This window comes from Hominilimicola fabiformis, assembly GCF_020687385.1.
Taxonomy (GTDB): domain Bacteria; phylum Bacillota; class Clostridia; order UBA1381; family UBA1381; genus Hominilimicola; species Hominilimicola fabiformis.
Window position 1 is genome coordinate 143,733 of record NZ_JAJEQM010000001.1, and the last position, 24,994, is coordinate 168,726.

A 24,994-nucleotide genomic window follows, 5' to 3' on the forward strand; every position below is an offset into this window, starting at 1 on the left:
GGTTTTAATTGCTTGATAGTCCTGCACCTCCAATCCGCGCCCTCGCAAGGGCGCAATATTCTGCATTTAATTCAATCCCGATATAATGGCGGTCAAGGCTTTTTGCTGCAAATCCTGTGGTTCCGCTTCCGAAAAACGGGTCTATGACAATCCCACCTTTGGGACAGCCCGCCAAGATACAGGTTTCCGCTAATTTCGGGGGAAAAGCTGCAAAATGCGCCCCTTTATATGGGACAGTGTTAATCAGCCACACGTCCCGCTTGTTCCGCGTGGTCGGCATGAGCGCGTCGTCATAGTAGCCACCGTCCCGCGGTCGGTTTAGTCCCTGCACCTTTCCTTGTCCGGGTATTTCCTGTGTGTATTTGCTGTTGGTGCTGCGCGCTCTGCGATACCGTTCTGCGGTAGTAGGTGCTAAGGGTTCTGCAATGGCGGCAGCGTCATAGTAATATTTCTTTTCCTTTGAAAGCAGGAAGATATGTTCATAGCAGCGGGTCGGGCGGTCTTTGCAGCTTTCCGGCATAGGATTTTGTTTTTGCCATATAATATCGCTCCGTAGATACCACCCCTGTTCCCGTAGGGAAAACGCCAAGAGCCAGGGAATACCGATTAAGTCCTTTTGTTTGCAGCCGGTAACGCGGCTGTTCCTTGCAATCCGCTGTCCGGTGCGTCCCTTTGGGTTTTTTGGGTCAGCATAGCCGCCTTTATTTCCTGTGCCGCAATAGGTGTCTGCGATATTCAGCCATAACGTACCGTCCTTTCTAAGCACCCGGTAAAGCTCGCGAAAAACAGAGGTCAGCCTGTCAATATACTGTTCCGGCGTATCCTCCTGTCCGATTTGTGCGTCAAGCCCATAGTCCCGCAGCGCAAAGTACGGCGGGCTTGTAACGCAGCAATGGACGCTTTCACTGGGTAATTCCTGCAAAGCACAAAGCGCGTCCCGGTTGATAATCACGTCTGTTTTCATAGGCTGCTCACTTCCTCCGGCTTCGTCGTCATAATGCGGTAAAGCTCGGTATCTTTCGGGAAATGGTCTACAAAGGGCAGCACCACATTTCCATAAAAGATAAGTCCCTCGCCTGCTTCGGTATGGGTTACATACTTCATCTGTTGCGGGGAGATATTAAGCTGCTTTGCAAGGATAGCCCGGTCGCCCTGCGCCTGATTGAGCATGAGGACAAAATCAGAGTTTTCAAAGATATTTTCCACCTCGCGTGAAGCAAGCAAGTCCTTAATATTCTGTGTGATAGCTGTCGGTATGCCGCCCCATTTACGGAAACGCTTCCAAATCTCCACACTGTAAGCTGCGGTCTGTTCCTCTTTTAAGAGCAAGTGAAATTCGTCCATATAGTAGCGGGTGGACTTTTTCTCTGCCCGGTTAATGGTAACGCGGTTCCATATCTGGTCTTGCACAATGAGCATACCTAACTTTTTGAGCTGCTTTCCAAGCTGCTTTATATCAAAGCAGACAAGGCGGTTAGAAAGCTCCACGTTGGTTCTGTGGTTGAATACGTTAAGGCTGCCGGAAACATACAGCTCCAATGCTGCGGCAATGCGGGCAGCTTCCGGCTCCGGCTGCTTTAACAGCTCGTCGTAAAGGTCGCCCAAGATAGGCATTTTCTCCGGGTCGGGGTCAGCAAGGTAGTCCCTATACACATTTCTTACAGCGCGGTCAATGACGGTCTTATCAACAGGCTGTAAGCCCTCCTTGCCGCCAATGACAAGCTCGCAGAGAGAAAGGATAAAATCGCTTTTCAGTGCAAGGGGGCTGTCGTCCTCGGAATAGTTGAGGTTCATATCCATAGGGTTCACATACTGGGGCGTACCGTCCATACCTTTGCCTGTCGGGGATAACCGTATCACTTGCCCGCCAAGCCGTTTTACAAGGGCAAAATACTCCGCTTCCGGGTCGCAGATAAAAATATCGTCGTCGGTAATGAGAAAAGCATTTGTGATTTCCCGCTTTGCCGCAAAGGATTTTCCGCTGCCCGGTGTTCCCAAGATAAGCCCGTTTGGATTTTTAAGCTGCTTGCGGTCGCAGAGTATCATGTTGTTTGACAGGGCATTTAAGCCATAATACAGGGCAGCCCCAGTCTGAAATAGTTCCTGTGTGATGAACGGGATAAAAATAGCGGTGCTGCTCGTCGTCAACCCTCTCTGAATAGGGATAAGGTTCTCCCCCAAAGGGATAGAGGACATCAGCCCCGCTTCCTGCTGATAGTCAAGACGGGTCAAGGCGCAGTTGTATTTCTGTGCAATGCCCGCCGCCGCGAAAATGTCATTTTCCAGTTTCCGCTTCGTGTCTGCCATGTTTACCACAAGGAACGTCAGCAGAAACATTCGCTCGTTGCGGCTCTGTAAATCCTGCAACAAATTCTTTGCTTCATTCCCAAAAGTGGCAAGGTCGGACGGGAGTATGTCAATATCGTAACCGCTTCTAACTGCTTTTTTCTGTTCCTCAATCTTCATCTTGTCAAGGTCAGTGATTTTGCGCTTAATGGTCTTGATTGCTTCCGACTGGTCGATACTTTTAATATGGAGATTGACAATAACCCCTGTTTCCAAGTCCAACATATCCGCTAAAATACGGTCGTTTAACTCCGGGGCAAGGATTTCAAGGAACGATACCGCCCCCGTTTTTTTCCCCATAGCAAAGTAGCGTCCCTCCCCGAACTTGAAAGAGGACGGGGCGATAAAGTCCTTTGTGGTAAGCCCTGTCGGGGTCAGCCAGTCATAGGAGAATGAGAACGGCTCGCCTGCCGGGTGGAATACCCCATGCAGCACCTTTAAGCGTTCATAGCCGGATAAGGGGTGCGCCGATACGCCAAGCACCTTGAAATTGTTGAGTACGTCCGTTTCGATACGGGAAAGCCGCGCCCTTGCCGCCGCCGGATTGTCCGCTTCAATGGAAAACGTGATGTACTTGTGCTTTACAAGCCCGTTGTTCCCTTTGGCAAGCTGCATTTTCAGCATATCGGAATATTCGGTGCGGATAGAGTTAAAATCATCATTTTGCGGCGGGATATGGATTGCCCGCGCTGCCTGTTCCTGCTGTGAACCTTGATTGATAAACGAAAGCTGCACATTTACGCTTGCGTCAAAGTAATTGAGAAAATCGCACCAGTTTTCAAAAATGGCGGTCTTGTCGTCTGCCTGTGCAAGCTGATAGTTAATGTCCTCAAAGGCAATGCTCTTTGAATATTTCCGCTGTGCCACTTTGCAGATACCGTCCGGGTACATGGCAAGGTAGGGAATGGTCTGCTGTGCGGTGTGGGCTTTGCCGTCCCCCTTTGCCTGCCGGATAACCGCCGCTATCTGTTTCTTTTCCGCGCGGGTCAGCTTACGCCTGTTTCCTGCGGCTTCCCGCGTCTTTTTTGTCTGTCCTTTTGACAATCGCTGATACCTCCTTTTCTAATGCCCGCTGTTTCTCCAAGAGTGCATATAGGTTTTCTGTCTGATATGGTCGCACTTTGGGGCGGGTAAATTTTGTCTGAATGATGTTCTTTATTACCACTTCAAGGGGCTGCCCATGCTTTTCATACATGGCAACCAAGAAGCAGGGAAGCATGACGACAATCATTACCATTGCCGCAAGGCTCGTCCCTGCGCTGTCTTTGAGCAAAAAGAAAAGCGGCAGTCCTATAAGAAGTGCCACTGAAAAACAAAGGATTTGCCGCTTTGTTAGATTGAAAGCGACTTTTGTTTTGACTTTGGATAGGTCTTTGGGTACAGGTACATACGCCAAGAAAAAACCTCCTTTCTGCCCTTAGTGGGCGTTGAATATGGATTTTGCCAGTGCGCCGGATTTGAACAGGGAGAAACAGAGGATAACGGTATAGGCTGCAAGGGAAAAAATCGCGCTGTGCAGATTGTCCGCTAAGACCATTTCGCCTACTAAAACCGCATAAATGCCGACGCATATCATAATGAGGAAGCCTTGAAAGCCCAGTGCAAACAGCCCCTTTAGGTAGTTGTTCCCAATCTGTCCCCATTCCCGGTTTGTCATGGTAGCAAAAGGGATAGGGGAAACAGAACAGTAGGCGTATATCTCAATCATTCTGCCGTAGAGGATAACGGTTATCAGTACGGACATGATTTTCATACAAAGGCTTACAAGGCTCGTTTCCATGACAAGTAACAGTAGTTCGGGGATTTCCATATCTTTTAGTCCCTCCTGCATGGCGGCAAGGGCTTCGGTTACGTCGATATTCGTATCGCCGCCGATTACCCCCGCCGCGCCGGATACAATATGCTGCGCCATATCAAACACCGCCATAGTAATATCAAAGGTATGTGTTACCAAGAAAACGGCAACAAAGGCTTTGAAAAACCACTTGAAAAACATAAATGTTTCTATGTCGTGCATATTGTTTTTTTCCGTTACCATGCTGATAAGCTCATAACAGAGGACATAGGTAATGACAAGCCCCGCAATGGGTACAATCACATTTTCCGACAGGTTTTGTATCATGCTGAAAATGTTTGCGTTCCACCCCTGCGGGGTCTTGCCTACCTCCGCTGCAATGGTGCCTACTTTTTCGTTTACGTCCCCGAACATAGTGGAAAGGTTGCCGTTAATGGCTCCGATAAGGATTTCTTTTATCCATTCGTTAATCGCTTCCAGTATGCTCTCCATAGGCTACCCTCCGTAATCTTATCCGAACAGACCGGAAAGAAGCGGTACAAGGATAGTGCCGATAAGGGCAACGCCGCCGCCCGCCATAAGCTGCTTAATGCCTTGTGATTTTGCACCCGGATTGTCGTTTCCATATCCCTCCAAGAGATTGATAACGCCCCAAATGCCTAAGCCTGCGCCCAGTGCGATAACAAGGGTCTGTAATATGTCGATAGCAGAGTTAAAAAATTCCATAAAGCTCCTTTCTGCCGCAAATGCGGCTTGCCCTATAAAAGGGCATAAAAAACGGCGGTCAGTTTTCAAACTGCCGCGGTCATAAGTCCCCGCGCTGCCTAAAGTTCTGCCGCGCGGCGGTATTCAGTTGTCAGTGTGGGCGATAGGAATTTTTGTAGGGGCGCGTATCATGCAAGTTGTCTTTTTCTTTGTTACTGCGTCAATTCCTCCTTTCTTTTCAGCCGGGAACACACATTTTTCGTCATTCCAAAAGATAGCTCCTACGCTGCATATACTCGGTAACGTAAAGGGTCTGTTCCCCTCCGCGTTCCTGCAAATACTCCCGCAGAGCGTTTTCTGCATTTTCTATCATCTTTGTAAAATAATGTTCACGACGTATATCATCAGTTTTTGTTTTCTGTCTGCTCATAGTATAACCTCCCGTAAAATCAAAGTTCCCGCCGCACCCGTTTCTGCTCATACAGGGCTTCACACCGTTTCACAAACTGCTGGATAGCTGCCTGCCGTTGCTGTTCCCGTCGCTCGGCAATGAAAACAAGCCCGTTTATGGCTTCTGTGATTTTCTTATCTTTTTTCTTCTGCATACGTCTATTCATGGTCGGTGTCCTCCTGCAAATCTGCTTCGCTGATTTCGTAATAGTCAAAGGGTTCGTCCGGCTTTACAAGGGCGGGTCTGCGCCTTAAATGCTTTTCCATATCAAAGGTATTTTTCTTGTCATAGTCGGAAAGATATTTATAGTTGGGGTGCTTTGTAATGTCATACTTATCAGAGAAGAACGGGCGTACCCCTCGTAGTTGTAAGATACATTTCCCGCCGTCCATGACTGCAATTTCATCTTCGGTCATAAGCTGCTTGCCTAACTTCTGATAGTTCAGCCCATGTGATACCTCACGCCCCCGGTTCTCGGAAGTGTTGAAGCTGTCAATGGTTTCTTTCCCCAAGATTTCCGACATTTCTTTGAGGGTGGTTTTCTCCTTGCCGCCCAAGAAAAGGGTGGTGTCGCAGTTGCCGGCTATGGTATCGGCGTTATCTTTGTATATCGCCTTTAGCTGCGACTGGCTTTGCAGAATGATTGAAGCAGAGATTTCCCGGCTTCGGATAGTGGCTATGAGCTTTTCAAACTTCGGTATCTGCCCGATATTTGCAAACTCGTCTAACAGACAGCGTACATGGACGGGCAGCCTGCCGCCGTATTCATCATCTGCCTTGTCGCAAAGAAGATTGAAAAGCTGCGTGTAAAGAATACTCACAACAAAGTTAAAAGTGTCGTCGGTGTCGCTGATAATGACAAACAGGGCGGTCTTACGGTCGCCTATGGTATCAAGTTCCATTTCGTCGGTTTCCATAAGGTCGCGCAGCTCTTTAATGTCAAAAGGGGCAAGCCGCGCCCCGCAGGAAATGAGGATAGAGCTTCTTGTCTTTCCCGCAGATAACAGGAATTTCTTATACTGCCGGACAGCAAAGTGTTCCGGGTCTTTTTCCTCCAACCGTTCAAACATAAGGTCAACGGGGGACTGAAATTCCGGGTCGTCCTCGCGGGCTTCACTGGCATTTATCATTTCAAGCAGCGTCGTAAAATTCTTTTCTTCCTCCGGGGCTTCGTACCAAATGTAGCCGATAAGGGCGCAGTAAAAGAGCCGTTCCGATTTTATCCAAAAATCTTCCCCTGCTTTTTCCCCGTCCCCTTTGGTGTTGGCAATCAAAGTATTTACCAGTTTCAAAATGTCTTTTTCGCTGCGGAGATAGGCAAAGGGATTGTATTTCATGCTTTTTTTGAAGTTTATCGTGTTCAGCACCTTTATCCGATACCCGCCCCGCTGTAAGAGCTTCCCGCACTCGACTAAAACCGTTCCTTTCGGGTCGGTTACAACGTAGCTTGAGTGCATTTGCATAAGGTTGGGCTTTACGAAAAATCTCGTCTTGCCGCTGCCGCTTCCCCCGATAACAAGGATATTTTTATTCCTTGCATACTTTGGCTGCTTTGGGCGGCTGTTCATGGTAAGCCGTTCCGTCTGTGTGAGCAGCACGTTATTTTGAAATACCGGGTCGGTGTAGGGCTTTATATCTTCGGCGTTGCCCCAACGGGCAGAGCCGTATTCGATACCTTTCCGGTATTTCTTCGCATTCTTGCCTTTTACATAGACAATCAGCCGGATAAGGACAGCCCCTACAATACCGATAAGCAAATCCATAGGTGCAAGGCTCGGAAGCGGGTTTGCAAAGGCAGCGGAAAAGCCGTCTGCAAGGGAAAGCACCTTGCCGGACAGGTCAGCCCCCGGAGAGAGCCGCACCGCCTGTCCGATTTTGTCAAAGAGATAGACAAAGAGCAGATAGGGGGCATTTAGGATAAGCAGCTTTTTAAGTTCCGGCTTCATAGCGATACCTCCCTGTCCTTTTTCTTCACTTTTTCCCTCTGTGCGTTCAGAGCCGCCGCCTTTTCTTTGAGGGAAACAATCAGCTTGCGGATAGAGGGCTTTTGTTCCTGCGTCAGCTTCTTTGCGGAAAACTCCTTGAAAGCTGCGGTCAGTGCGTCCGCGTCCCGTCCCTTAAAAAACACAAGATAGCGGGGCGGGGTTTCGGTGCTGTCTTTCTTTAAGGCAAAGTCAATCCCGTATTTTTTCGCCGTACTCTCAAAGGCTTTGATATTGTCCTTTGTGATTTCAATGTTGGAAACGCCCGCGTTCTGCTTCATAAGCTGCTTTAGGGTCTGCTTGCCATGCGGGATTTTCTGTTTGTCATGCTGCTTTTTCATCTGTGCAAGCAGGGCTTTCATAGCCTTTTGGAGCTGCTGCGCGGTCAGCTTTCCGGTCTTGATGTAAAGGGCTATGGTCTTTTCGTTGGTTTCCTCCTGCAATGGGTGTCCTCCTTTCGTGTTCTATGGTGGTATGCCCGCCGCCGGGAAACGGGACGGGCATGAAAAAAGAGCATCCGCTTTCACGCCGCCCTGTTAAATCCGTACCCGCAGCCCGGAAAGGTCTGCCGCCCGAATACCCACAAGATACCAGTTGTCCCCGTACTCCATACGGGTCGGCTTCCATTTGCCCCGCACAAAGACCTCCATGCAGTCGCCGCAATGCAATCCCCCGTAATAGTCGTTTACGTCAAAGCGAATGTCGTAGCGGTCAGCGGTTTCATCAAAAATCAAAGCTCCTGTTTTCTGTGTCATCATAAAATCCTCCTTTGGGTTGGTTTACAGGCTTTCGCCCTCGTTGCAGGTGTAATCGGGTATGCCCTTGCTTCTTGCCGACTGGATAGTGCGCCCGCCGTACATATCGTGAGATACAAGGGACGTGTAATAGCTGCCAATCGTAGACGGAGCATTGAAAAGGGCAGCTTTCATGTACTGCTTGATGTTGCGGATTTTGGTGGTGTTTTCCTGCATACAGTCCAGTACAAAGCGGATATGTTCGCTGTTCAGTTTCATAAATTTTGCTTTTACAAGCTCTGCCGGGTGGTCGTCCCCGGCGATACGGATTGTTCTTCGTTTGGTGCAGACGGTTTCAAGAATAAGGGCAAGGATTTCCTCTATCCTGTCCCGGTCAAGGTATCTGTCCTGTATCAGATAGTCGTACTCGATATTGTCCTTGATGATTTCCTCATACACGCTGTATGCGTCTGTCGCTTCCTTTCGCTTCCGTTCCGGCAGCTGTGCCGCGTCCTCTAAGGGAGAGGGATTTAGGGAATGGAAAGGAATGGAATGGGTACTTGATATATCTGTATTTAATTTTTCTTTTTTTGGTAAGTTAGTTTTTTGTATCTCTTTATTTAATTGCGTTGGATTTTCCGACGTCGGGTTATCCGGTGTCGGATTTTCCAATATCGGCTTATCCGCTGTTGGATTTTCCAATACCGGACAATCCAATGCCGGGGGCTGTGGCTGTTCGTAAATGGTGTACTCAATAGCGGTCATTTTGCCTTTCTCGTCGCGTCCCTGCCGCCTTGTGATATATCCGGCTTTTTCAAGCTCCCATACAGCGGTGCGGATAGCGTCGATACTTTCCCGGTTGATAAGGGACAGCCCTGCAAGGGTGTAGTCCCAATCTTCGGGAAGTGAGAGCATTTGCGACAACAAGCCCTTTGCCTTTAGGGAAAGTTCCTTGTTGCGTAAATGGTGGTTGCTCATAACCGTATAACCTTTGTTCTTTTCCACGCGGAAAACTGCCATAGCTTCATCACTCCTTTGGTTGGATTTGTTACGCAGTAGAAACGCGGTTTTGAGGGAAAAGGTATCAACCCTTGCCTTTCTCATTTCCGCGCTCTAAGAGCCGCATAAATCAAGGCTTTATTTGCCCTTACTGCGTAACATGAGGGCATAAAAAAAGCAGCGTTCCTGTTCTCCTGTGTGGGAGTGAGAAACGCCGCCTTATAGGTGGTGCTTATTTTATTTTTTCTTTTCGACGTGCCGCGTAAGGTGGTGTAGTGGTTTATCCGGCAGCTTCGCAGGTGCTTTTGCATATCAAGGCTCAATTCGTTAAAAGTAGTAAATGAGTAGTAAAATCAATCTGCAAACCTGCGAATATGCCCGTAAATCAAGCATTTTTCAAGACAATCAACTAATTTAAATTAAACAAAGTATAAATTTCTAATTATCTTTTTATATTTTCTTAAATGCTCGTAAAGCCTTATTCTATGTGCTTTCGAGTATTTTTACTGTAGGAAGATACTTCACGTTTCTTTGCATATTTCCTCATGTCTTAGCTGTCAGAAGTGGTAAATAAGTAGTAAATTCATTTGTACTACTAAGCAACAAGACGCTCCTGTTGCTTCTCTTTATTCAAGCGTTTCATTTCTGCCATTGCAGAATCGAATGTTGCATGTGCGTAATAGTTCAGCGTCATGGCTATATTAGCATGTCCCATAATGTACTGTAATGCCTTTGGATTCATTCCTGCATTTGCATAGTTGGTACAGAATGTATGTCGCAAACTATGTGGAGTGATGTGTGGCAATTTATCCTCGTTATACTTATTGTATTTCTTAACAAGACCTTTCATCATGCCGTTGTAATCACTTGCCACTTTTGGATAGTTCTTTCTATTAAGAAAGAGGAAATCACTATATCCATCAATCTCAACACGCTTATCATTCTTTCGATTCGCTAACACTCGCTTAAATGCTTGATAGGCTTCTTCAACCATAGGAACTTGACGTTCGCCACTTTTGGTCTTTGGTGTTTCAATGTAGTACCCAATTTCAGTATCTCTCAATAGCTGATGGTCTATATTGACAAGACGATTCTCAAAATCTAAATCTGGAAGTGTCAAACCACCAAACTCTGAAATACGAAGACCTGTTTTTAAGAGTATCAGAATTTCATCATAATTTTTGCTGTAGGTTTTATCAGCTTTTGCAAAGGCTAACAGTTTTTCTTCCTGTTCTTCTGTTAGTACGGTCTTAGGGACAGTATCATCATCAAGAACTGCTTTCAGTTGAAAGTCAAATGGATTCTTCCGAACACAATCATCTTGTATAGCAATATAGAATGAAGCCTTTAAAGAACGTTTGTAGTTATTGATGGTTTGATAAGCATAACCATTTTCACTCATTCTAATAGCCCATTCTTTAGCGTCTGATGGCTTAATACTGTCAATACTTCTTACACCTAACTTGTCTTTCTTCAAAATATCCATAAGATATTTGCGTCCAGTTTCAGTGTTTTTTCTAACCTTTGGTCTTTGAGCGTTCTGTTTTGCGTAAAGCTGGCAGAGTGTCATTTTCTTTCCTACAACATCAATACCATCATGAATGTCTTTCTGTAACTCTGCGATTTTCTCTCTAAGTGAGATACAATCACGCTTTCCTGCTGGTACTCGGTCTGTAGCCACAAGTTTCCACGAGTAAACAAATTGCGGTTCTCCAAATGAATCTATATATTTGTATAAGTATCTTCCGTCTTTTCGTTGGCTCTCTCCAGTCTTTAAGATTCGACCTTTATTGTCACGTCTTTTTTCTGACATGGCATTTGCTCCTTTCCTTTATGGAAAGAGCCTTGATACGACTTAATACTATTTTATCATATACAAGACCCTTTGGCGACGCTAGATTGCGTCCAATGTATCTATAATTTTTTCAAATTGTTTTCGTTTAATCTGAATACGATTGCCATTCATAATCAGCCAATTTGCATTTTTATTTTCCTCTGCCAAGCGTCGTAGCTTGTTTTCGCCAATACGAAAATATTTTGACGCTTCTTCAATGGTTAGGGTATAACGTTCCCAAATAGGAATGTCAGTCTGCTTCATAAAATCCTCCTTTCCAAATCACTTATTTGGATTTCATAAAAGTTGTTTTACCAGCAATCGAACAGCTTTAGCAAAGCTCACGGGAGTTCCACCCCTGCATGGTTCTCATGTAGCCATACTCATTGCCTGCGACGGTTTTATCACGCTCGGACTATTGACTGTATGGGAGTATCATTATCACGATAAGAATGTCGTTGCAGGCAATCCTGCTAAAGATTGCTTCTCGGATCACTAACATGAATCGCTCGCTATCTTTATAAGATAGGTCATGGCGGTTAGTTCCGTTGGCTCTTTTCTTATCGAAACGTATTCGATTACTTTTATTCAGTTTTCAAAGAACAATGGCTCGTTAGCCTATCAAAACACATTGAAAGCTCAATATGCTTTGGTGGAATAACAAACCTCCCTGTTCGGGAAGCGTGGAATGGTTTAGCACGCTTCCACGAAAGGAGAGAGGATATTACTTAATTTCAAATGACAAAATCTTTGTAATCAGTCTGGTTTCCATTCTTCCACGTAAGACTTCATCAACGACCATACTTTGATTGCCATATTCATCTTTCATAAGTCGTAGGGAACGCTTCGTTATGTACCCTCTGTAATGATGTAGAATCTGGTTAATCGCTTCGGTATCGCCATCTGTTGCCTTTACAATGAGAGGAAAGGGAATCATAGGATATTGTGTTTTCATTCTTCAAATTCCTCCATAAACTTTTTAATTAAGGCTAGTCCACTGGTTCTATGCCGATAGACAGTAGAACGGTTCAATTTCAACAGGTCTGCAATTTCTGAATCGCTCATGTCCATAAAGTAAAACAGCAGTAGAATTTCACGTTTCTTGTCTGGCAACTCACGTAATGCTTCACTCAACAAATCATTTTCAACGCCTACTGATAACCCATTGAGTGTAAAAATCTGAAAGTCAGTTGAATAGTTATCTGTTGTCGCAAACTGGCTAACAAGATAATCGCCAACATCCGAAAAGGACACCTCACGCTTTGCAATCCTTGAAAGATAAAGCATATAATTCTTTCGCTCGTCTTCCATAGCACGTTTACAGATATAGTCAAACTGATTTTCTATTGTGGTCTGAAAAGAAGATGGTTTCATGTTTCTCACCCCCTTTCTGTCTAGGAAAGGAAGTGAGCCTTGCTCGTTTATCTCCTTTCACTCTTAGTCCCAATGTGAAAGGGGGATTTGTTGCATTACTGATAAATAAACTTTGTAAAAAAGTTCTGAATAGCCAAAAAAGCATATAAACAGATTTATTTCTCTGTTTACATGCTTCTGTTATTCTATCTATATGATTTATAAAACCACATTGGTGGACGTACTTATCTATTGCAGATAGACGACTTTTTTTGACAAGAACCCAATGTAAGGAAATTTATTGTATATGATGTACTTCATGGCGACGTTGACCTCCAACAAACCGCCATTTGGAAGTAATATACAATATTTTAACAGCGTAAATAGCACTACCATATAACGGTTTTTTTTATTGGCGTTTAGTAGTGCTTTTTATTAAATATAAACCTATAAACCATATAACACGTTTTTCTATACCTGTTTTTAATTCAGTAGGAACAATAAAATGTATAGAGGTGGTCTACTATGCGTAAAAAAGAAGATAAATATGATTTTAGAGCCTTTGGTTTAGCCATTAAAGAAGCTCGATTGAAACGAGGTTTAACTCGTGAACAAGTGGGAGCATTGATTGAAATTGACCCACGGTACTTAACTAATATTGAAAATAAAGGGCAACACCCCAGCATACAAGTTCTTTATGACCTTGTATCGTTACTTCATGTTTCCGTTGATGAATTTTTCTTACCTGCTAATAACTTGGTAAAAAGCACCCGACGATTACAGATAGAGAAATACATGGATAGCTTTACAGACAAAGAACTATCCTTAATGGAATCTTTAGCCAGCGGTATCAACGAAGCAAGAAACATCGAAGACTAATTAAAAGAATCCATACATAACGGAAAGAGCCGATAAAATGAGATTGTATTAATCTCATTTTATCGGCTCTGCGTCTTTGCGTCTGGCTCTGTAATCACAGTTACTTTGAACTGCTTTATTTCAATTAAATTTTCTTGTCTGCATTTCGGACAATAGAGGGGGAATTTTTTTAATTCAGTATCTTCCCTTATCTTTAATCGTGTTTTATTTCCACATACAGGACACAATATCCACTTGTAGTTTATAATAACTATCTCCTCCTTTACACTTTAATTCAAATCTTTATTAAAAAATATTTCATCTTATTTAACAAGAAACCATATTTATATAACAACATAAAATACACTAAGTTATTTTATTGAACATATATCGTACTTTATCTATCCGACTATTTGGACGACGGGGCTGGCAAACAGGTTCACCGGTAGTAACATGGTACCCTTTTAACTCTGTTAAACAAACACTACGTCCATTTGTAAAGAAAGTTAAATCACTACGATATTCTTGAATACACCGAGCAGGGATTTCTCCACTAAGAATGACCTCATTATTTTTCAATTGAGTGTCTACGATGTTCGCACAATATTTAGGAGCATCGTTGTATGCTCGTGAAAGATATTCCTGTGGTGCATAAACTTTAAAACTAAGATATGGCTCTAACAATTCTGTTCCAGCTTTTTTTAAGGCTTGCTCCAGTACAATAGGAGTAAGCATCCGAAAATCTGCTGGAGTACTAACAGGGCTATAGTATAAACCGTACTTAAAACAGATTTTACAATCCGTCACATTCCAACCATATAATCCTTGTTCGCAACCATAGCGTATCCCTTCCATAACTGCATTTTGAAATGATTGATTTAAGTATCCAAGAGAAACCGAGCTCTCATACTGCATTCCACTTCCCAACGGAAGCGGTGATACAGATAAACCAATGGAAGCCCAGAAAGGATTTGGCGGCACTTCGATGTGAATGGTATATTCTGCATTTTTTAACGGTCTCTCCATATAAATGACTGTAGGCTCTTTTAGTTCTATCTCCACATGATACTTTTCTTGCAACAGTGCACTAATCACTTCCATTTGTACTTTCCCTAAGAAAGAAAGTATAATTTCATGTGTCGTAGAATCCACGTAATATCGTAGAAGCGGATCACTATCTGAGATTTCCAAAAGGGCATCAAGCAACATTTCTCTCTGTTCAGGTTTACTCGGTTCAACAGTTGTTTGTAGTAGAGGGTGCGGATTTTCAATCTTTTTTCTCTGTGGCAATAGTTTTGTATCTCCAAGAACACTATTTAACTTCAAAAACTCATTCTGCAAAATAACAATTTCTCCGGAATAAGCCTTATCGATTTTACATAATTCACCATTTATTGAAGTATACATTTCTGTAATTTTTATTTTTTCCTTTTCCGATATTCTAACCGAATCTCGCAAATGCAGTACGCCACTATAAAGACGTATATATGCAAGACGCTGTCTTTTTTCCGAATACTCAATTTTGAAAACTTTTCCGCAAAGTTCAGACTGACCTCGATGTGTTGATGAATAAAATTTATTCGTAATCACTTCTATAAGGTTATCAATCCCTATATTGTTTTTTGCACTTCCGTGATAAACAGGGAACAGGGAACAATTCTGAAATCTTATGCTTTCCTCTTGTTCGAGTTCCAATGCTTCTAATGATTTACCGGACATATATTTCTCTAAAAGGTCATCGTTTCCCTCTATTACCGTATCCCATTGTTCAGATTCGGTAAAGTTCGTCACACACATATTAGGATACAGTTCTACCTTCTGTTTGATTACAATTTCGGCAGAAAGTTTCTCTTTAATATCCTGATAAACCGTTGATAAATCAATTCCATTTTGGTCAATCTTATTGATAAAAAAGATTGTGGGAATACCTATTTTCCTAAGTGCATGAAATAATATACGAGTTTGTGCTTGTACGCCATCTTTTGCAGAAATCAGTAGAATTGCCCCATCTAAAACTGATAATGAACGATATACTTCTGCTAAGAAATCCATATGTCCTGGCGTGTCTATGATGTTCACCTTCGTATTTTCCCACTGAAAAGAGGTTATTCCTGTCTGAATTGTAATTCCTCTCTGACGTTCTAAAAGCGTATTATCCGTCCTCGTTGTACCTTTGTCCACGCTTCCTAATTCTGTAATCGCTCCACTGTTATATAATAAGCTTTCTGTTAAGGTAGTTTTTCCTGCATCAACATGAGCTAAAACTCCAATATTAATAATTTTCATGTGATTTTCCTCCATTCAAAAACCCAAAAGGGCATAAAAATCCCAGTGATAAATACTTTTATCACTGGGATTTTTATGCATAACCATAGGTATACAAAGCATACAGATATTCTCTGGATACTTTAGAATCACATGATAAAGGTATTCTTAAACTGGGTACAAAAAACTAAGCCCTCCTAAAAAAGGACATCCAATTATTTGTTCCCACTATCAAATTGACAGTTTATTTAAGAATACCTTGCCGCATATTTATTAACTCCTTTTAAATAGATACTTAAATAATAGCACGTAAGAGCATATTTGTCAAGGAATCTCCAATTTTTTATCAAAGAGAGTACGTGATTACAAAATAGCTGTAATAATGTACCAATATTTGTTATTCTATAATCTTCCAATTACTCCCGTTCTTTTCAAGTACCAAATCAAATTGAGATACCTGCGTTGCTTTGGTCTGCTGGTCGATATACTCCACTGTCAGCGATACCGTGACTTGATTATCCTTACGATTGTGAATAGGATTTACCAGTTCTTGAAAGATGTACTCTTTTCCGATTGGTTTTAATATCCCGTCATTCACATAGTAGGAAAGTTCACTGGCTGTCGCTGTAGGATAGAGCTTGAAGAACGTCGTTAAAAACTCATTGATTTCATTGGTTGTAATGGAATCAACCGTCCCCTCACTTTCAATGGCTTTTGGTTTATAACTTGATTTCTTAGGTATGTTGGTAATGGTCGGATTCTTAACCAGTACCATATTTCCAGAACCATCTACATAGACACTCACAATATAAGCAGAGTGGACGGTCTTTGTATTTTCTCCCTCTGTAATGAGCTGGTCTACACTGTAGGTTACATTAAACTCATTGTCGCCAGTTGGCTCTACCGTCCATATCTGAAATCCTCTTACAGAAGACGATACAGGAATATCTTTGCGTACTGTATCAACATTGAGAGCTTGAAGTTCATCTGTCAGATAGCCTTTTAGACTTTCCATTCGATTATCAATGGACTTATCGGATTGCTCCCATGAATAGTAGACTTTCGCAAAGTTCTCTACAAAATTTTCTACATGATGAGTATCAACGTATTCCTTTTCTATGATAGTTGTTTCGTGAATAGTATGAGTATCTATAGCTGTAAAGTGCTTGAATATCGCAAAGCTGAAACTAAGCCCTAAAAGTACCCACAAGGCAATCACAACCTTTTTATGAGGATTGACCTTATAGACACGAGGTTTCTTTTCCTTTGGTATCTGTTTTTCTTTATTCTGATTTTTTCTAAATTTCATCATTAAATCTTCCTTTCTCATTGTTTGATTCGTCCTGCTCCCACTAAATGCTGTTGCCAGTAGGGGCTTGTTAAGTCGGCATAACCGATTGGGTCGCCTGCATGAAACATACGGTTATTGCCAAGGTATATCCCAACATGAGTAATATAAGAGCCAGCGTTATAGGTAGAATGAAAGAAAACCAAATCGCCAGCTTGTGCTTCCGATAGTGGGATATGCTGGGTCACATCATATTGCTGTTGTGCGGTTCGTGGTAAGTTAATTCCAGCTTTTCCATACGTCCATTGTGTCAGTCCGCTACAATCAAAAGAAGTAGTCGGGGAAGCTCCACCGTAAACGTATCGTCAGCCCTCATATTTCAGTGCTTCGTCCATGATGGCTTGTACCGTATCATCATCAAACTCTGTTGTGACAAGATACTGCGTTACCAGTTGCACATAAAACATATTGCCATAGTTGTATCGCCAGCCCCCATTGATAGGTATGGCTATGGGATTGGGGTAAGACACTTTTTCGCCACCTGAATACTCTTTTGAGAAACTTTGAGCCAGTTCAAAGGTATATTTATTTCCACGATTAGCCACATACCCTAAGAAACCACCACCATAATTGTAGGACTGGATAACCGATTCTAAATCTACACTGAGCCTTTCGCTACTGGCTAATAATTCACTGAAATACTTCACACCTTGCTTAATGGATTCTTCTGTACTCAATGAATTAGGTGGAAGACCGAGGGATTCCGAGGACTGCATAACATCTTCCGCAGTACCGCCCGATTCCACCTGTATAATCGCAAGAAGTATGTTGACATATTCTTCAACGCCATATTCTTTGGCATATTTTTCTACCATAGGCTTATGAGCCAGCACTTCTGCGGAAACATTCACACCTCCATAATGAATATTGGAAATTCCGCTGTCCTGTTCATCTGAAAATAAAATGGCAACAAACAGAAGCAGTGAGAAGACCATCAAGAATAATCCAGAACCACCAATCACTAAAGTTTTCAACTTCATGGTTTCTTACCGACTTTCTTAATGGTGGCGGTTTTGATTGGTGGTCTACTTCTTGTATTTTGTAGTGGTACTCTTTGAACAGTAGACGGACGTTCTTTTGTGATTGGACGTTGTGAAGTTCTATCTGCTGTAGTGGTTGAAGTTGCTGGCTTTTGAACGGTTTTTTCTTGAACGGTATTGCCTTGGCGTTCCACTTTTGGACTTGAAAAATCGGACTTAACTGCTGGACGCTCTTGTTTGGCTTGTTGAGATTCCTTATATGAAGTCTGAATATTAGACTGTTTTGAGGTCTGTTCATCATGATATTGTTCTTGTCTTGTAGTCGGTCTTTCATGAACAGAAGAAGCAGGCTGTTTTTTCTGTTTGACCTGTTCCATTTCAGAGCGACGCTTCGCAATGGTTTTTCGCCTTTGTTCCTGCTGTTCCTTGCGTCCACTGGCTCTGTCCGCTTTGGTTTGAGAAATACTACTGGTTAAATCACGGACATTCTCTTTTACTTTGGATTTTCCTTGATATACTGCATATCTTGCATTGGTCGGCAAATCTTTAACCTGTTCTTTCAAACCACTAGCAGTGTCTACCATTCTGTCTTTGGTATCAGCTACTGTACCGATGGTTTGACCGATACGTTTTCCAAGTGTTGATTTTTCCTTTCCGTCTGGTCGGGAGTGATCTGCTTGTGTCCTTGCAGAACTCCCCGAACCCGACTGTCCTTTTTTACCTGTAACAATGGCAGACCCAGCCCCTAGAGTAGTCATGGAACGTCCAAGTTTCCGCTGTAGACGGTGCATGTGAGCGTGCATAAGCATACGAGGTTTTCTCATCACACGACTTCCCACACTTTGAGAATCGTTACTCTGTAGAGAAAACATACTCATTAAATCGCCCAGCTTGAAGTAGATTCCTGCAAAGGTCACAATCTGTAGAAAAGCAATCAAAAAGAACGGATAACCAGCCGATAAGGTATAGAGCATGGTTGAAATACTAAATGCTGTCGTAATAATCAATGTGATTCCAGCTCGTGTCAAAATGGTATTAAAGAGCTTTGTTATGGCTCGTTTTGACATACCATCAAATGATGGAATCATGCTTAAAATAAAGCTCACAGGCAGAAACATAGCATAGATGATAAAAAGTACCTGCGAGAAAATCATGATTCCTGTTAATAGGAATACAAATATGGAAATCCCAATATTGAAGACAAATAGGAAGAAGACTGTACCTAAACGGTTAATGGTCTTTGTAATGGTTAGATTGGTATTGCTTCTGTCTTCAATTTCTTCCGCAACAATTTTTTCTCTGTCTTCGCCATTGTTGGAATCTGGGCTGGTGGAGAGCAGGCTTTCCACACGGTCAATACCGATACTTTCAATGTCTGAACTGTTGTATTGAAGCAGTAGCCACGGTTGCTGAACCTGTATGGAAAACAGGCTATCTCTGATTAAGTCCACGCTGTCCTTGCCTTGACTATCGGAATGGGGCATGACAATCTTCGTGCCAAGTGATAAACTGGCATTACTGATGTCTGATGAAAAGTCATTGATTTTTTTAATGTAGTCGGGAGCGTAGGCAATAAAGGAAGCCGATAGGATAAACACCAGCACAAAATTCATAATGGCATGAATTGCCTTTGTGGTTTCTCTCTTTATCAGTCCCGTATAGGCAACATAAACCCCAAGAACCAAAATCAAGAGTAAGAGGAATCCAACATAGAAACCCTCTGTTGAAAATCCGTTTGCACTCACACCAGCTAAGGTCTGCATATTCTTACCAATGGAATCTGCTGTAGCGGAAATGAAGTCTAAGGAATAGGCTTCCTGTACTAAGTAACCTGTCGCATTGGAAACATACAAACTGATTGTCCAAATAAAATTGGTAATGGCATATAGTCCATACATGACCTGTTTTCCAATCCCGTCCGACCAGTTCCACGGAAGCCAGCCCCAGCTATTATCCACATAAAAATCCAGTTGATAGTTTTCAAGTGGGTATCGGCTGTATTCATTTGCCACATTGACCGTATCATCTACCAAGCCCGCAGCTTGAACCACCGTTCCCAGCATGGCTAAAAGAAAAATGGCAATCACAAGTGTGAAAGCCACTGTCATTGCCACTTTACCTAGACGTTTCAGCGTCCAGTTTGATTTTATTCTGTTTACTATTGATGGTTTCACATTTACACCTCTTTTCGCACAGGTGGTCTGGTATCAAAGGCATGGAGCAGTTCTTCAAATACAGGGTGGAACTGTATCACACCGACACGACCATATAAATCACTGATAAGGCATTGCCCGTTTTCCAAATCACGCAATCGCTTCTGATTGTTTTCGTCCTCTGGGTCTACACCAAAAAAGGCTAAGGTCTTTTTAATCTCGTTAAGGTCAGTGGAACGAAATGCAAATTTTAAGCCGAGGTTATTTTTCAGTTTTTCATCTAAGAGGTCGTCTGTATTTTGGGTCACGAAATATACCCCAGCGTTCATAGCACGACCAGCCCGAACCAGCTTCATAGATAGTGTTTTTCCTTGTGCTACCTGTAAAAAGCTCCATGCTTCGTCTAAATCTACAATCTTGAAAATGCTTCGGTCTGTATGGATAAAGTCTAAAGCAAAGGTACTAATGACAATCAGCATAGCAACGGATAAAAGCTCCATAGTGGTATATTCCTCAAAGGAAGTTTCCTTGTCGGGAAGTACCAAGTCCGCAACCTGTATAATGTTCAGTTGTTTTTCTAAGCTGATAGACTGCTCCACATAACCATTACTGAATAATAAATGTGCAAAGTCATAGTCTGTAAAACTTTCGATATGGTCGGCTATACTGGTACTTAGTGGCGTATTCTCAACCCGTAATTCCTCAATCACTTTCATCAACCCTCGTACTTCACTATTGGTTACTGCACGAATGGCTTTTCTAAGGATTGGGAAGCGTTCCCCATCACGAGAGGAAATCCCCGTAAGGAATGTCAGAATATCAATAGCCAGTGATTCAGAATCTTTGGGATTTTTCATAATCACATAAGGGTCAAGTAAGCCTTTGTTTTTCTCATCAGAAGTCAGAGTGACGATATTGATTTCATGGGAAATCTCTGGCAAGGTTTCTTTCCATCTGCCACGTTCTGCTTTTGGGTCTACAATCACTGCTTGTGCCCCATAAAGCACCGCATAATAGACGATAAGGTTATTCGCAAAGGATTTACCACCACCCAGCGAACCAACAAAAGCCGACGCTAACGCATTGGTTACTGAACCCTTAACCCCTTGACTGGCAAGAGCAGGTTTCAGATAGACATTGCGTCCAGTATCTAAGCTGTAGCCAACATAAATCCCCTCATTTTCCCCCAGCATTTGAGTAGCACCAAAACCTAAACCAGCGAGGAAATCAGAGGTCACGTATTGAATATAATCATTCATATAACGCTTGCTGGCAGGTAAAAATTCTTCATGTAAGCCGAGCATATCCCCAAATGGTCGTACCAGTTTTACGCTTAAATCGTCATAAAAATCTTTCACTTCATTACAACGACGTTTGAGTTCGTCAAGATCATTTGCTGATACCCTTACCACATAAGACAGCTTGTACATAGATTCCTTGCTTTGGTCTAAATTGGTTTCCAGCTCATTCACACTTTCCAGAGCTTCCGCCACATTGGAGCTGGTTTCATTATCACTTTGCCAAGCGTGGTTATCCAAGTCTTTCAGTTCTTTCTTTTTATTGCGGACAGTAGATAGGGCTTTACGATTCGCTACAATTTCCACATTCATTGACGTATCAATCGGGAATGTAAATTGCTGTTGCTGGTAGTAGAAGATTTCAGAGGACGGGAAGTCCAGTTCTCCGACAATGCTGTTAATGGTAAAGTAAGCTACATAGACGGTTTCATCTTCCTGCTGGATTTTCAAATATCGCTGTTTTTCTTCCACCAAACAGCGAGTAGGCTTAATCAAGTCATAGTATTTAATCAGCGTTTCATTATCCAGCTTTTTCTTTGATAGATGGTACTCATACTCTTCATAGGCAGTGCCTGTCTGTCCGTAAAGGTGTTCAATCAGATAGCCGAAGTCGTCCTTATCTAACCTGCGGATTTTGAAACGACGAGAGATTTTATTTTCTAAGAGCTTTTCCATCTTCTGAAAACGCAGGATTTCATCATTACTCATACTAACAAAATCGCCCATCAGCTTATGGTTCACATCATAGACAAAATCAGACAAAGCATTTTTTGCTTCAACGGTAAGACTTTTCATAGAAAACTCCTGATCGTTGAGAAGCAACTTAAAGCCGATAAAGAAACGGTAGTTCACTTGATTTTCGCCAATCATGGATATTAAAGCGTCTGTCTGTTGGTCGATTTTGTCATAGGCAACCGCTTTGAGCTTGCCAGTGACTTCATTTTTGGAACGCTCTTGTGCAGAACGTATGCTGGATTCTGTACTGATTTGTAAAGCATGAATTTTGCCATCACGATTTTGTGCGATAAGCTGTCTGAAAGAATCATGCACTTGTATTTTCTGTTCTGGACTTAGAAATGAGTAATTGTAAGGAACAAGCTCATAGTAAGCATAACATTCCCCGTCTTTATTCCAGACGAGATTGTTTTCAATGTATTTAATTGGATATGCCATAAAATTCACTCCTAACTGCTGTAATGGCTTCTTGTGGCTGGTTTCTGCCAAGCGTTACTTTTTTTCCTGCATAGGTCAGCTTTGGTCGCAGTGCATAAGCAATGACAGACTTCAAAAATCCATAAGGCTTTTTACCATCAAAAGTTTTTGTAGACATAAACCATGTGAAAGCCACAGGAATCCCAAAGTATTTGAGAAATGCTCCCTCTATCATGGAAAGAGGGGGCAAGTTGCCAAGTATCATCACTGCAAAGAGTGACACGACAAACCATGTCATTTGCGTAAAGGTTATGGGAAACGGAAGTCTAAAATCATTGATAGAATACAGTACCTTTTCCACAGACCAGATACTGGTATAGCTTCGTATTTTCTTCATGTAATCAATCCTTTCATAAAAAATAGGGGTAGCTGATTGAGCCACCCCGTAAAATAGAAAATCTGCCAGTAGTAATGTACCGACAGATTTAATAGACGATTTCAAAAATCCCATGATTGGTTGAGATAAACGTTCCTGAAAGGTCTAAATCCCGACCATAGGCTTGATAATCAATATAGTTTTGAAGACTAGCTGGTACTTCGCCTAAAGCACCCGTTTCTTCAATGTAGTAGCGTGCCACGTCATACATATCATCACAATCGGAATGAATGATAATATCCTCTTGATGTTCGCTTAGTTCTTCAATGCTTGAAAAATGAGTGAGCAGAGCAGATAGCTCCGATTGTAATTCTTCGGGTAATTCCGATACCATTTCCCATAGTCGATTGAGTTCGCCAATGGAAGTGTATTCGTCAACCGTAAAGGGTAACTCGTAGTCATGAATGGCGTATTCCTCATATTCATCATTCAAGCCGATTTTCTCTTTGACTTCCTCAAAGTCAATGGGAAAGGTAAACCACGCACCGACCAATTCGCCCTCATTGTATTTGCCTAAATTCGCAATATAGACTTGCATATCGTCCATATATTCACGTCCTTTCTTTGTAGAGATTCAAAAATCCCTACCGCACTTCGTTTGGTGTACCATTCCTTTGCGGAACATAAGAAAACCACTTATATTCCACAAAAGAACGGTTTTATTTAAGCACCAATAATGCGATTGAATAGCTCTAGTAAAATGTCTTTTACTCCAGCAGCGTTGAAGACTAAGCCAACCGCAATAATCGCAATAATTAAAAAGCCAATCAGTTTGCTAAACTCACGCTTGAAGCCAAGATACAAGCCAATCACAACGATTGCTAAAAGCACCAGTGATTGAGCGTTTGATAGAAACCAGTTATAAAGGTTTTGTCCAAAATTCATAAAAATGTTCTCCTCTCTATATTCAATGAATTTGTATTTGAGTTATTTTTTTGTTGTTATCACGTCCTGTTCTTTTACTGACTGTTGCTTCAAAATCTGCTTGTGTCGGTCTGTCAGTTTCGCATGGTCGAGAATGTCTTTTACAACCTGCGTCTGGTTGATTTCATCAAGTTTAATCGCAACCTTTAAGGTCGGGGCAACTTGATGAGATAGCCAGTTCAGCGTCCTTTGGAAGGAGTAAGGCTCTGGTTTTGTGGTTAGTTTTAATCGTTCACGATTGTTCCCAATAAACCAAGCCCATTCTTCATTCAGTTTCCAATCAGAACGAGGTTTGGAATCGTCTTTATCTACAAAACGGATATACCGATTGATAATTTTAAAGGCGGTATGCTCTGGATTGTCATAGACGAGTAAATCACGGACTGCATAATAGGCACGCTCATTTTTCAATCGAATCTCAAAACGGTTTTTTACTTCTGCGTCTTCAATGGGAATATCATTTTTCTTGTACTGCTCGTAGTCCTTTTCATAGATACAGAAATAAACTTCACTTTGTAATGAACCGATATAGAGGGTGTTTCCCATACATTCCTTTTCCTCTTTGCGTACCAGTTCGCCACTGCGATAGCTTTTAAAACTGCGGAAGACGGAGATACATTCTTCCTGTTGGCACTTTTCAGTGAGTACAGGGATATTTAAAATCCCTGTCTTATCGTTAATGGCAAGGTCAAGGCGTTTCATCACACCGCCAGCCACCAAAACGTCCATAAAGAACTCATACCAGCTTCTTTGTTGTGCCAGAAGATAGCTTTCAAATTGTCTGCACCCACGACCTTTCAATTCCACCAGAACTCCTTTGTCCAGTTCATGGGAGCAAAGGACGAATATGTCGCCTAAAGCATAATGCTCTGAATAAGAATAGAAACCATAGTCCTCATGAAGAAAATAGGACAGTTTCAGTTGTAAGATGTTTTCGACCACCTGCTGTACGTCTGTTGTCGGAAAGCGAATTCTTACATAATCAAACAGCATTTCAAGGGGAGCGTCGGGATTGAAGCGTTCCAGAGCTTCCCAAAGGGACTGCTGTAAATCCTCTGATGGCTTGACTTTTCCTGTTTCAATATCGCTTAGATACTGCCTTGTAATACCAGTCGCAACAGCTAAACGGTTTTGAGATAGTCCATAAGCCAAGCGTTTTTCTTTTAAATGCTGTAACCAAGTTTGTTCATTCAGTAAAAATCCCTCCAATCAAAAAGGCGTATGTCAACTTTTAAAGCCCATTTGACATACGCTGAAATTTTGTAAATCCCTTGTAACCAAAGGATTTTCTAATGTTTTTTTGACTGTTTCCTGTCGATTTGTACCCCCCCTGTTAGATACGGGGGGTTAAGTGCTGGCGTGGCTATTGCCACACCAGCCA

The 24,994-nt window shown here is 42.4% G+C and carries 25 protein-coding genes and 2 pseudogenes; 1 reads left to right on the top strand and 26 read right to left on the bottom strand.

Features of this window, described 5'->3' with window-relative positions:
- Positions 1-4 precede the first annotated feature (4 nt).
- The 15 genes from LKE05_RS00705 to LKE05_RS00780 form a co-directional block, all read right to left on the bottom strand.
- On the bottom strand, positions 5-964 hold the full coding sequence (locus LKE05_RS00705) for a DNA-methyltransferase (protein ID WP_015529209.1): 960 nt from the start codon (positions 962-964) through the stop codon (positions 5-7).
- On the bottom strand, positions 961-3,390 hold the full coding sequence (locus LKE05_RS00710; RefSeq protein ID WP_069432101.1) for a VirB4-like conjugal transfer ATPase, CD1110 family: 2,430 nt from the start codon (positions 3,388-3,390) through the stop codon (positions 961-963). The genes LKE05_RS00705 and LKE05_RS00710 overlap by 4 nt, the downstream gene beginning before the upstream one ends.
- The gene (locus LKE05_RS00715; RefSeq protein WP_044477104.1) at positions 3,338-3,742 is read right to left on the bottom strand and encodes a PrgI family protein; all 405 of its coding nucleotides are present in this window, start codon (positions 3,740-3,742) and stop codon (positions 3,338-3,340) included. Before LKE05_RS00715 ends, LKE05_RS00710 begins: the two co-directional genes overlap by 53 nt.
- A gap of 21 nt (positions 3,743-3,763) precedes the next feature.
- On the bottom strand, positions 3,764-4,633 hold the full coding sequence (locus tag LKE05_RS00720) for a VirB6/TrbL-like conjugal transfer protein, CD1112 family (protein WP_032513415.1): 870 nt from the start codon (positions 4,631-4,633) through the stop codon (positions 3,764-3,766).
- 18 nt (positions 4,634-4,651) lie between these two features.
- Entirely contained in the window at positions 4,652-4,867 is a 216-nt protein-coding gene (locus LKE05_RS00725) for a Maff2 family mobile element protein (RefSeq protein ID WP_308451646.1), read from the bottom strand.
- Between the two features lie 241 nt (positions 4,868-5,108).
- A complete protein-coding gene (locus LKE05_RS00730; RefSeq protein WP_162858247.1) occupies positions 5,109-5,276 on the bottom strand; it encodes a hypothetical protein in 168 nt (55 codons plus the stop codon).
- A 19-nt stretch (positions 5,277-5,295) separates the two neighbouring features.
- Entirely contained in the window at positions 5,296-5,463 is a 168-nt protein-coding gene (locus LKE05_RS00735; protein ID WP_018112834.1) for a hypothetical protein, read from the bottom strand.
- Entirely contained in the window at positions 5,456-7,243 is a 1,788-nt protein-coding gene (locus LKE05_RS00740) for a VirD4-like conjugal transfer protein, CD1115 family (RefSeq protein ID WP_072848542.1), read from the bottom strand. Before LKE05_RS00740 ends, LKE05_RS00735 begins: the two co-directional genes overlap by 8 nt.
- A complete protein-coding gene (locus LKE05_RS00745; protein ID WP_069432335.1) occupies positions 7,240-7,722 on the bottom strand; it encodes a PcfB family protein in 483 nt (160 codons plus the stop codon). The genes LKE05_RS00740 and LKE05_RS00745 overlap by 4 nt, the downstream gene beginning before the upstream one ends.
- Before the next feature lie 93 nt (positions 7,723-7,815).
- Positions 7,816-8,034: a DUF5348 domain-containing protein gene (locus LKE05_RS00750; protein WP_004611927.1), complete on the bottom strand. Its 219-nt coding sequence runs from the start codon at positions 8,032-8,034 to the stop codon at positions 7,816-7,818.
- A gap of 24 nt (positions 8,035-8,058) precedes the next feature.
- Positions 8,059-9,033 carry a DUF6017 domain-containing protein gene (locus LKE05_RS00755; protein ID WP_018112837.1) on the bottom strand — a complete coding sequence of 325 codons (975 nt, stop codon included), beginning with the start codon at positions 9,031-9,033 and terminating at the stop codon, positions 8,059-8,061.
- 574 nt (positions 9,034-9,607) lie between these two features.
- The gene (locus tag LKE05_RS00760; protein WP_001291561.1) at positions 9,608-10,825 is read right to left on the bottom strand and encodes a tyrosine-type recombinase/integrase; all 1,218 of its coding nucleotides are present in this window, start codon (positions 10,823-10,825) and stop codon (positions 9,608-9,610) included.
- An 81-nt stretch (positions 10,826-10,906) separates the two neighbouring features.
- Entirely contained in the window at positions 10,907-11,110 is a 204-nt protein-coding gene (locus LKE05_RS00765; RefSeq protein WP_000814511.1) for an excisionase, read from the bottom strand.
- A gap of 460 nt (positions 11,111-11,570) precedes the next feature.
- Positions 11,571-11,783 carry a helix-turn-helix domain-containing protein gene (locus LKE05_RS00775; protein WP_050212332.1) on the bottom strand — a complete coding sequence of 71 codons (213 nt, stop codon included), beginning with the start codon at positions 11,781-11,783 and terminating at the stop codon, positions 11,571-11,573.
- 14 nt (positions 11,784-11,797) lie between these two features.
- Positions 11,798-12,220 (bottom strand): sigma-70 family RNA polymerase sigma factor, encoded by a 423-nt coding sequence (locus LKE05_RS00780; RefSeq protein ID WP_000804885.1) that lies wholly within the window; start codon positions 12,218-12,220, stop codon positions 11,798-11,800.
- Positions 12,221-12,724: 504 nt separating this feature from the next.
- Between LKE05_RS00780 and LKE05_RS00785 the strand changes: the two genes are divergently transcribed.
- Complete coding sequence (locus LKE05_RS00785) at positions 12,725-13,078, top strand: helix-turn-helix transcriptional regulator (RefSeq protein ID WP_001227347.1); 354 nt, start codon at positions 12,725-12,727, stop codon at positions 13,076-13,078.
- A gap of 59 nt (positions 13,079-13,137) precedes the next feature.
- Here LKE05_RS00785 and LKE05_RS00790 read toward each other — a convergent pair whose 3' ends face one another.
- From LKE05_RS00790 to mobT, 11 genes and pseudogenes are all read right to left on the bottom strand, one after another.
- Positions 13,138-13,326, bottom strand: coding sequence for a cysteine-rich KTR domain-containing protein (locus LKE05_RS00790; RefSeq protein ID WP_012962334.1), 189 nt, complete (start codon positions 13,324-13,326; stop codon positions 13,138-13,140).
- Positions 13,327-13,423: 97 nt separating this feature from the next.
- Entirely contained in the window at positions 13,424-15,343 is a 1,920-nt protein-coding gene (gene tet(M) / locus LKE05_RS00795; protein WP_021414738.1) for a tetracycline resistance ribosomal protection protein Tet(M), read from the bottom strand.
- A gap of 15 nt (positions 15,344-15,358) precedes the next feature.
- Positions 15,359-15,406: pseudogene (locus LKE05_RS14120) on the bottom strand (hypothetical protein); the annotation flags it as partial.
- 313 nt (positions 15,407-15,719) lie between these two features.
- Positions 15,720-16,652, bottom strand: a complete 933-nt coding sequence (locus LKE05_RS00805; RefSeq protein ID WP_001224318.1) for a conjugal transfer protein — start codon at positions 16,650-16,652, stop codon at positions 15,720-15,722.
- Positions 16,649-17,650 (bottom strand): annotated as a pseudogene (locus tag LKE05_RS00810) (bifunctional lytic transglycosylase/C40 family peptidase). The gene LKE05_RS00805 and the pseudogene LKE05_RS00810 overlap by 4 nt, the downstream one beginning before the upstream one ends.
- Positions 17,647-19,812, bottom strand: a complete 2,166-nt coding sequence (locus tag LKE05_RS00815) for a CD3337/EF1877 family mobilome membrane protein (protein ID WP_430516984.1) — start codon at positions 19,810-19,812, stop codon at positions 17,647-17,649. The pseudogene LKE05_RS00810 and the gene LKE05_RS00815 overlap by 4 nt, the downstream one beginning before the upstream one ends.
- Positions 19,813-19,826: 14 nt before the next feature.
- A complete protein-coding gene (gene tcpF / locus LKE05_RS00820; protein WP_000331160.1) occupies positions 19,827-22,274 on the bottom strand; it encodes a conjugal transfer ATPase TcpF in 2,448 nt (815 codons plus the stop codon).
- On the bottom strand, positions 22,258-22,764 hold the full coding sequence (locus tag LKE05_RS00825) for a conjugal transfer protein (RefSeq protein WP_000506270.1): 507 nt from the start codon (positions 22,762-22,764) through the stop codon (positions 22,258-22,260). Before LKE05_RS00825 ends, tcpF begins: the two co-directional genes overlap by 17 nt.
- Positions 22,739-23,236 (bottom strand): antirestriction protein ArdA, encoded by a 498-nt coding sequence (locus LKE05_RS00830; RefSeq protein ID WP_000342539.1) that lies wholly within the window; start codon positions 23,234-23,236, stop codon positions 22,739-22,741. Before LKE05_RS00830 ends, LKE05_RS00825 begins: the two co-directional genes overlap by 26 nt.
- A gap of 116 nt (positions 23,237-23,352) precedes the next feature.
- Positions 23,353-23,574: a hypothetical protein gene (locus tag LKE05_RS00835; RefSeq protein WP_001009056.1), complete on the bottom strand. Its 222-nt coding sequence runs from the start codon at positions 23,572-23,574 to the stop codon at positions 23,353-23,355.
- Between the two features lie 42 nt (positions 23,575-23,616).
- A complete protein-coding gene (gene mobT / locus LKE05_RS00840; protein ID WP_191619837.1) occupies positions 23,617-24,807 on the bottom strand; it encodes a MobT family relaxase in 1,191 nt (396 codons plus the stop codon).
- Positions 24,808-24,994 lie beyond the last annotated feature (187 nt).

Bases quoted from the DNA above. Each gene is read 5' to 3' on its own strand.
- LKE05_RS00830 (WP_000342539.1), bottom strand. From the start codon at position 23,236: ATGGACGATATGCAAGTCTATATTGCGAATTTAGGCAAATACAATGAG.
- LKE05_RS00730 (WP_162858247.1), bottom strand. From the start codon at position 5,276: ATGAGCAGACAGAAAACAAAAACTGATGATATACGTCGTGAACATTAT.
- LKE05_RS00765 (WP_000814511.1), bottom strand. From the start codon at position 11,110: ATGAAGCAGACTGACATTCCTATTTGGGAACGTTATACCCTAACCATT.
- LKE05_RS00755 (WP_018112837.1), bottom strand. From the start codon at position 9,033: ATGGCAGTTTTCCGCGTGGAAAAGAACAAAGGTTATACGGTTATGAGC.
- LKE05_RS00785 (WP_001227347.1), top strand. From the start codon at position 12,725: ATGCGTAAAAAAGAAGATAAATATGATTTTAGAGCCTTTGGTTTAGCC.
- LKE05_RS00825 (WP_000506270.1), bottom strand. From the start codon at position 22,764: ATGGGATTTTTGAAATCGTCTATTAAATCTGTCGGTACATTACTACTG.
- LKE05_RS00775 (WP_050212332.1), bottom strand. From the start codon at position 11,783: ATGATTCCCTTTCCTCTCATTGTAAAGGCAACAGATGGCGATACCGAA.
- LKE05_RS00780 (WP_000804885.1), bottom strand. From the start codon at position 12,220: ATGAAACCATCTTCTTTTCAGACCACAATAGAAAATCAGTTTGACTAT.
- LKE05_RS00805 (WP_001224318.1), bottom strand. From the start codon at position 16,652: ATGAGAAAGGAAGATTTAATGATGAAATTTAGAAAAAATCAGAATAAA.
- LKE05_RS00725 (WP_308451646.1), bottom strand. From the start codon at position 4,867: ATGGAATTTTTTAACTCTGCTATCGACATATTACAGACCCTTGTTATC.
- LKE05_RS00740 (WP_072848542.1), bottom strand. From the start codon at position 7,243: ATGAAGCCGGAACTTAAAAAGCTGCTTATCCTAAATGCCCCCTATCTG.
- LKE05_RS00760 (WP_001291561.1), bottom strand. From the start codon at position 10,825: ATGTCAGAAAAAAGACGTGACAATAAAGGTCGAATCTTAAAGACTGGA.
- LKE05_RS00750 (WP_004611927.1), bottom strand. From the start codon at position 8,034: ATGACACAGAAAACAGGAGCTTTGATTTTTGATGAAACCGCTGACCGC.
- tcpF (WP_000331160.1), bottom strand. From the start codon at position 22,274: ATGGCATATCCAATTAAATACATTGAAAACAATCTCGTCTGGAATAAA.
- LKE05_RS00705 (WP_015529209.1), bottom strand. From the start codon at position 964: ATGAAAACAGACGTGATTATCAACCGGGACGCGCTTTGTGCTTTGCAG.
- LKE05_RS00835 (WP_001009056.1), bottom strand. From the start codon at position 23,574: ATGAATTTTGGACAAAACCTTTATAACTGGTTTCTATCAAACGCTCAA.
- LKE05_RS00720 (WP_032513415.1), bottom strand. From the start codon at position 4,633: ATGGAGAGCATACTGGAAGCGATTAACGAATGGATAAAAGAAATCCTT.
- LKE05_RS00735 (WP_018112834.1), bottom strand. From the start codon at position 5,463: ATGAATAGACGTATGCAGAAGAAAAAAGATAAGAAAATCACAGAAGCC.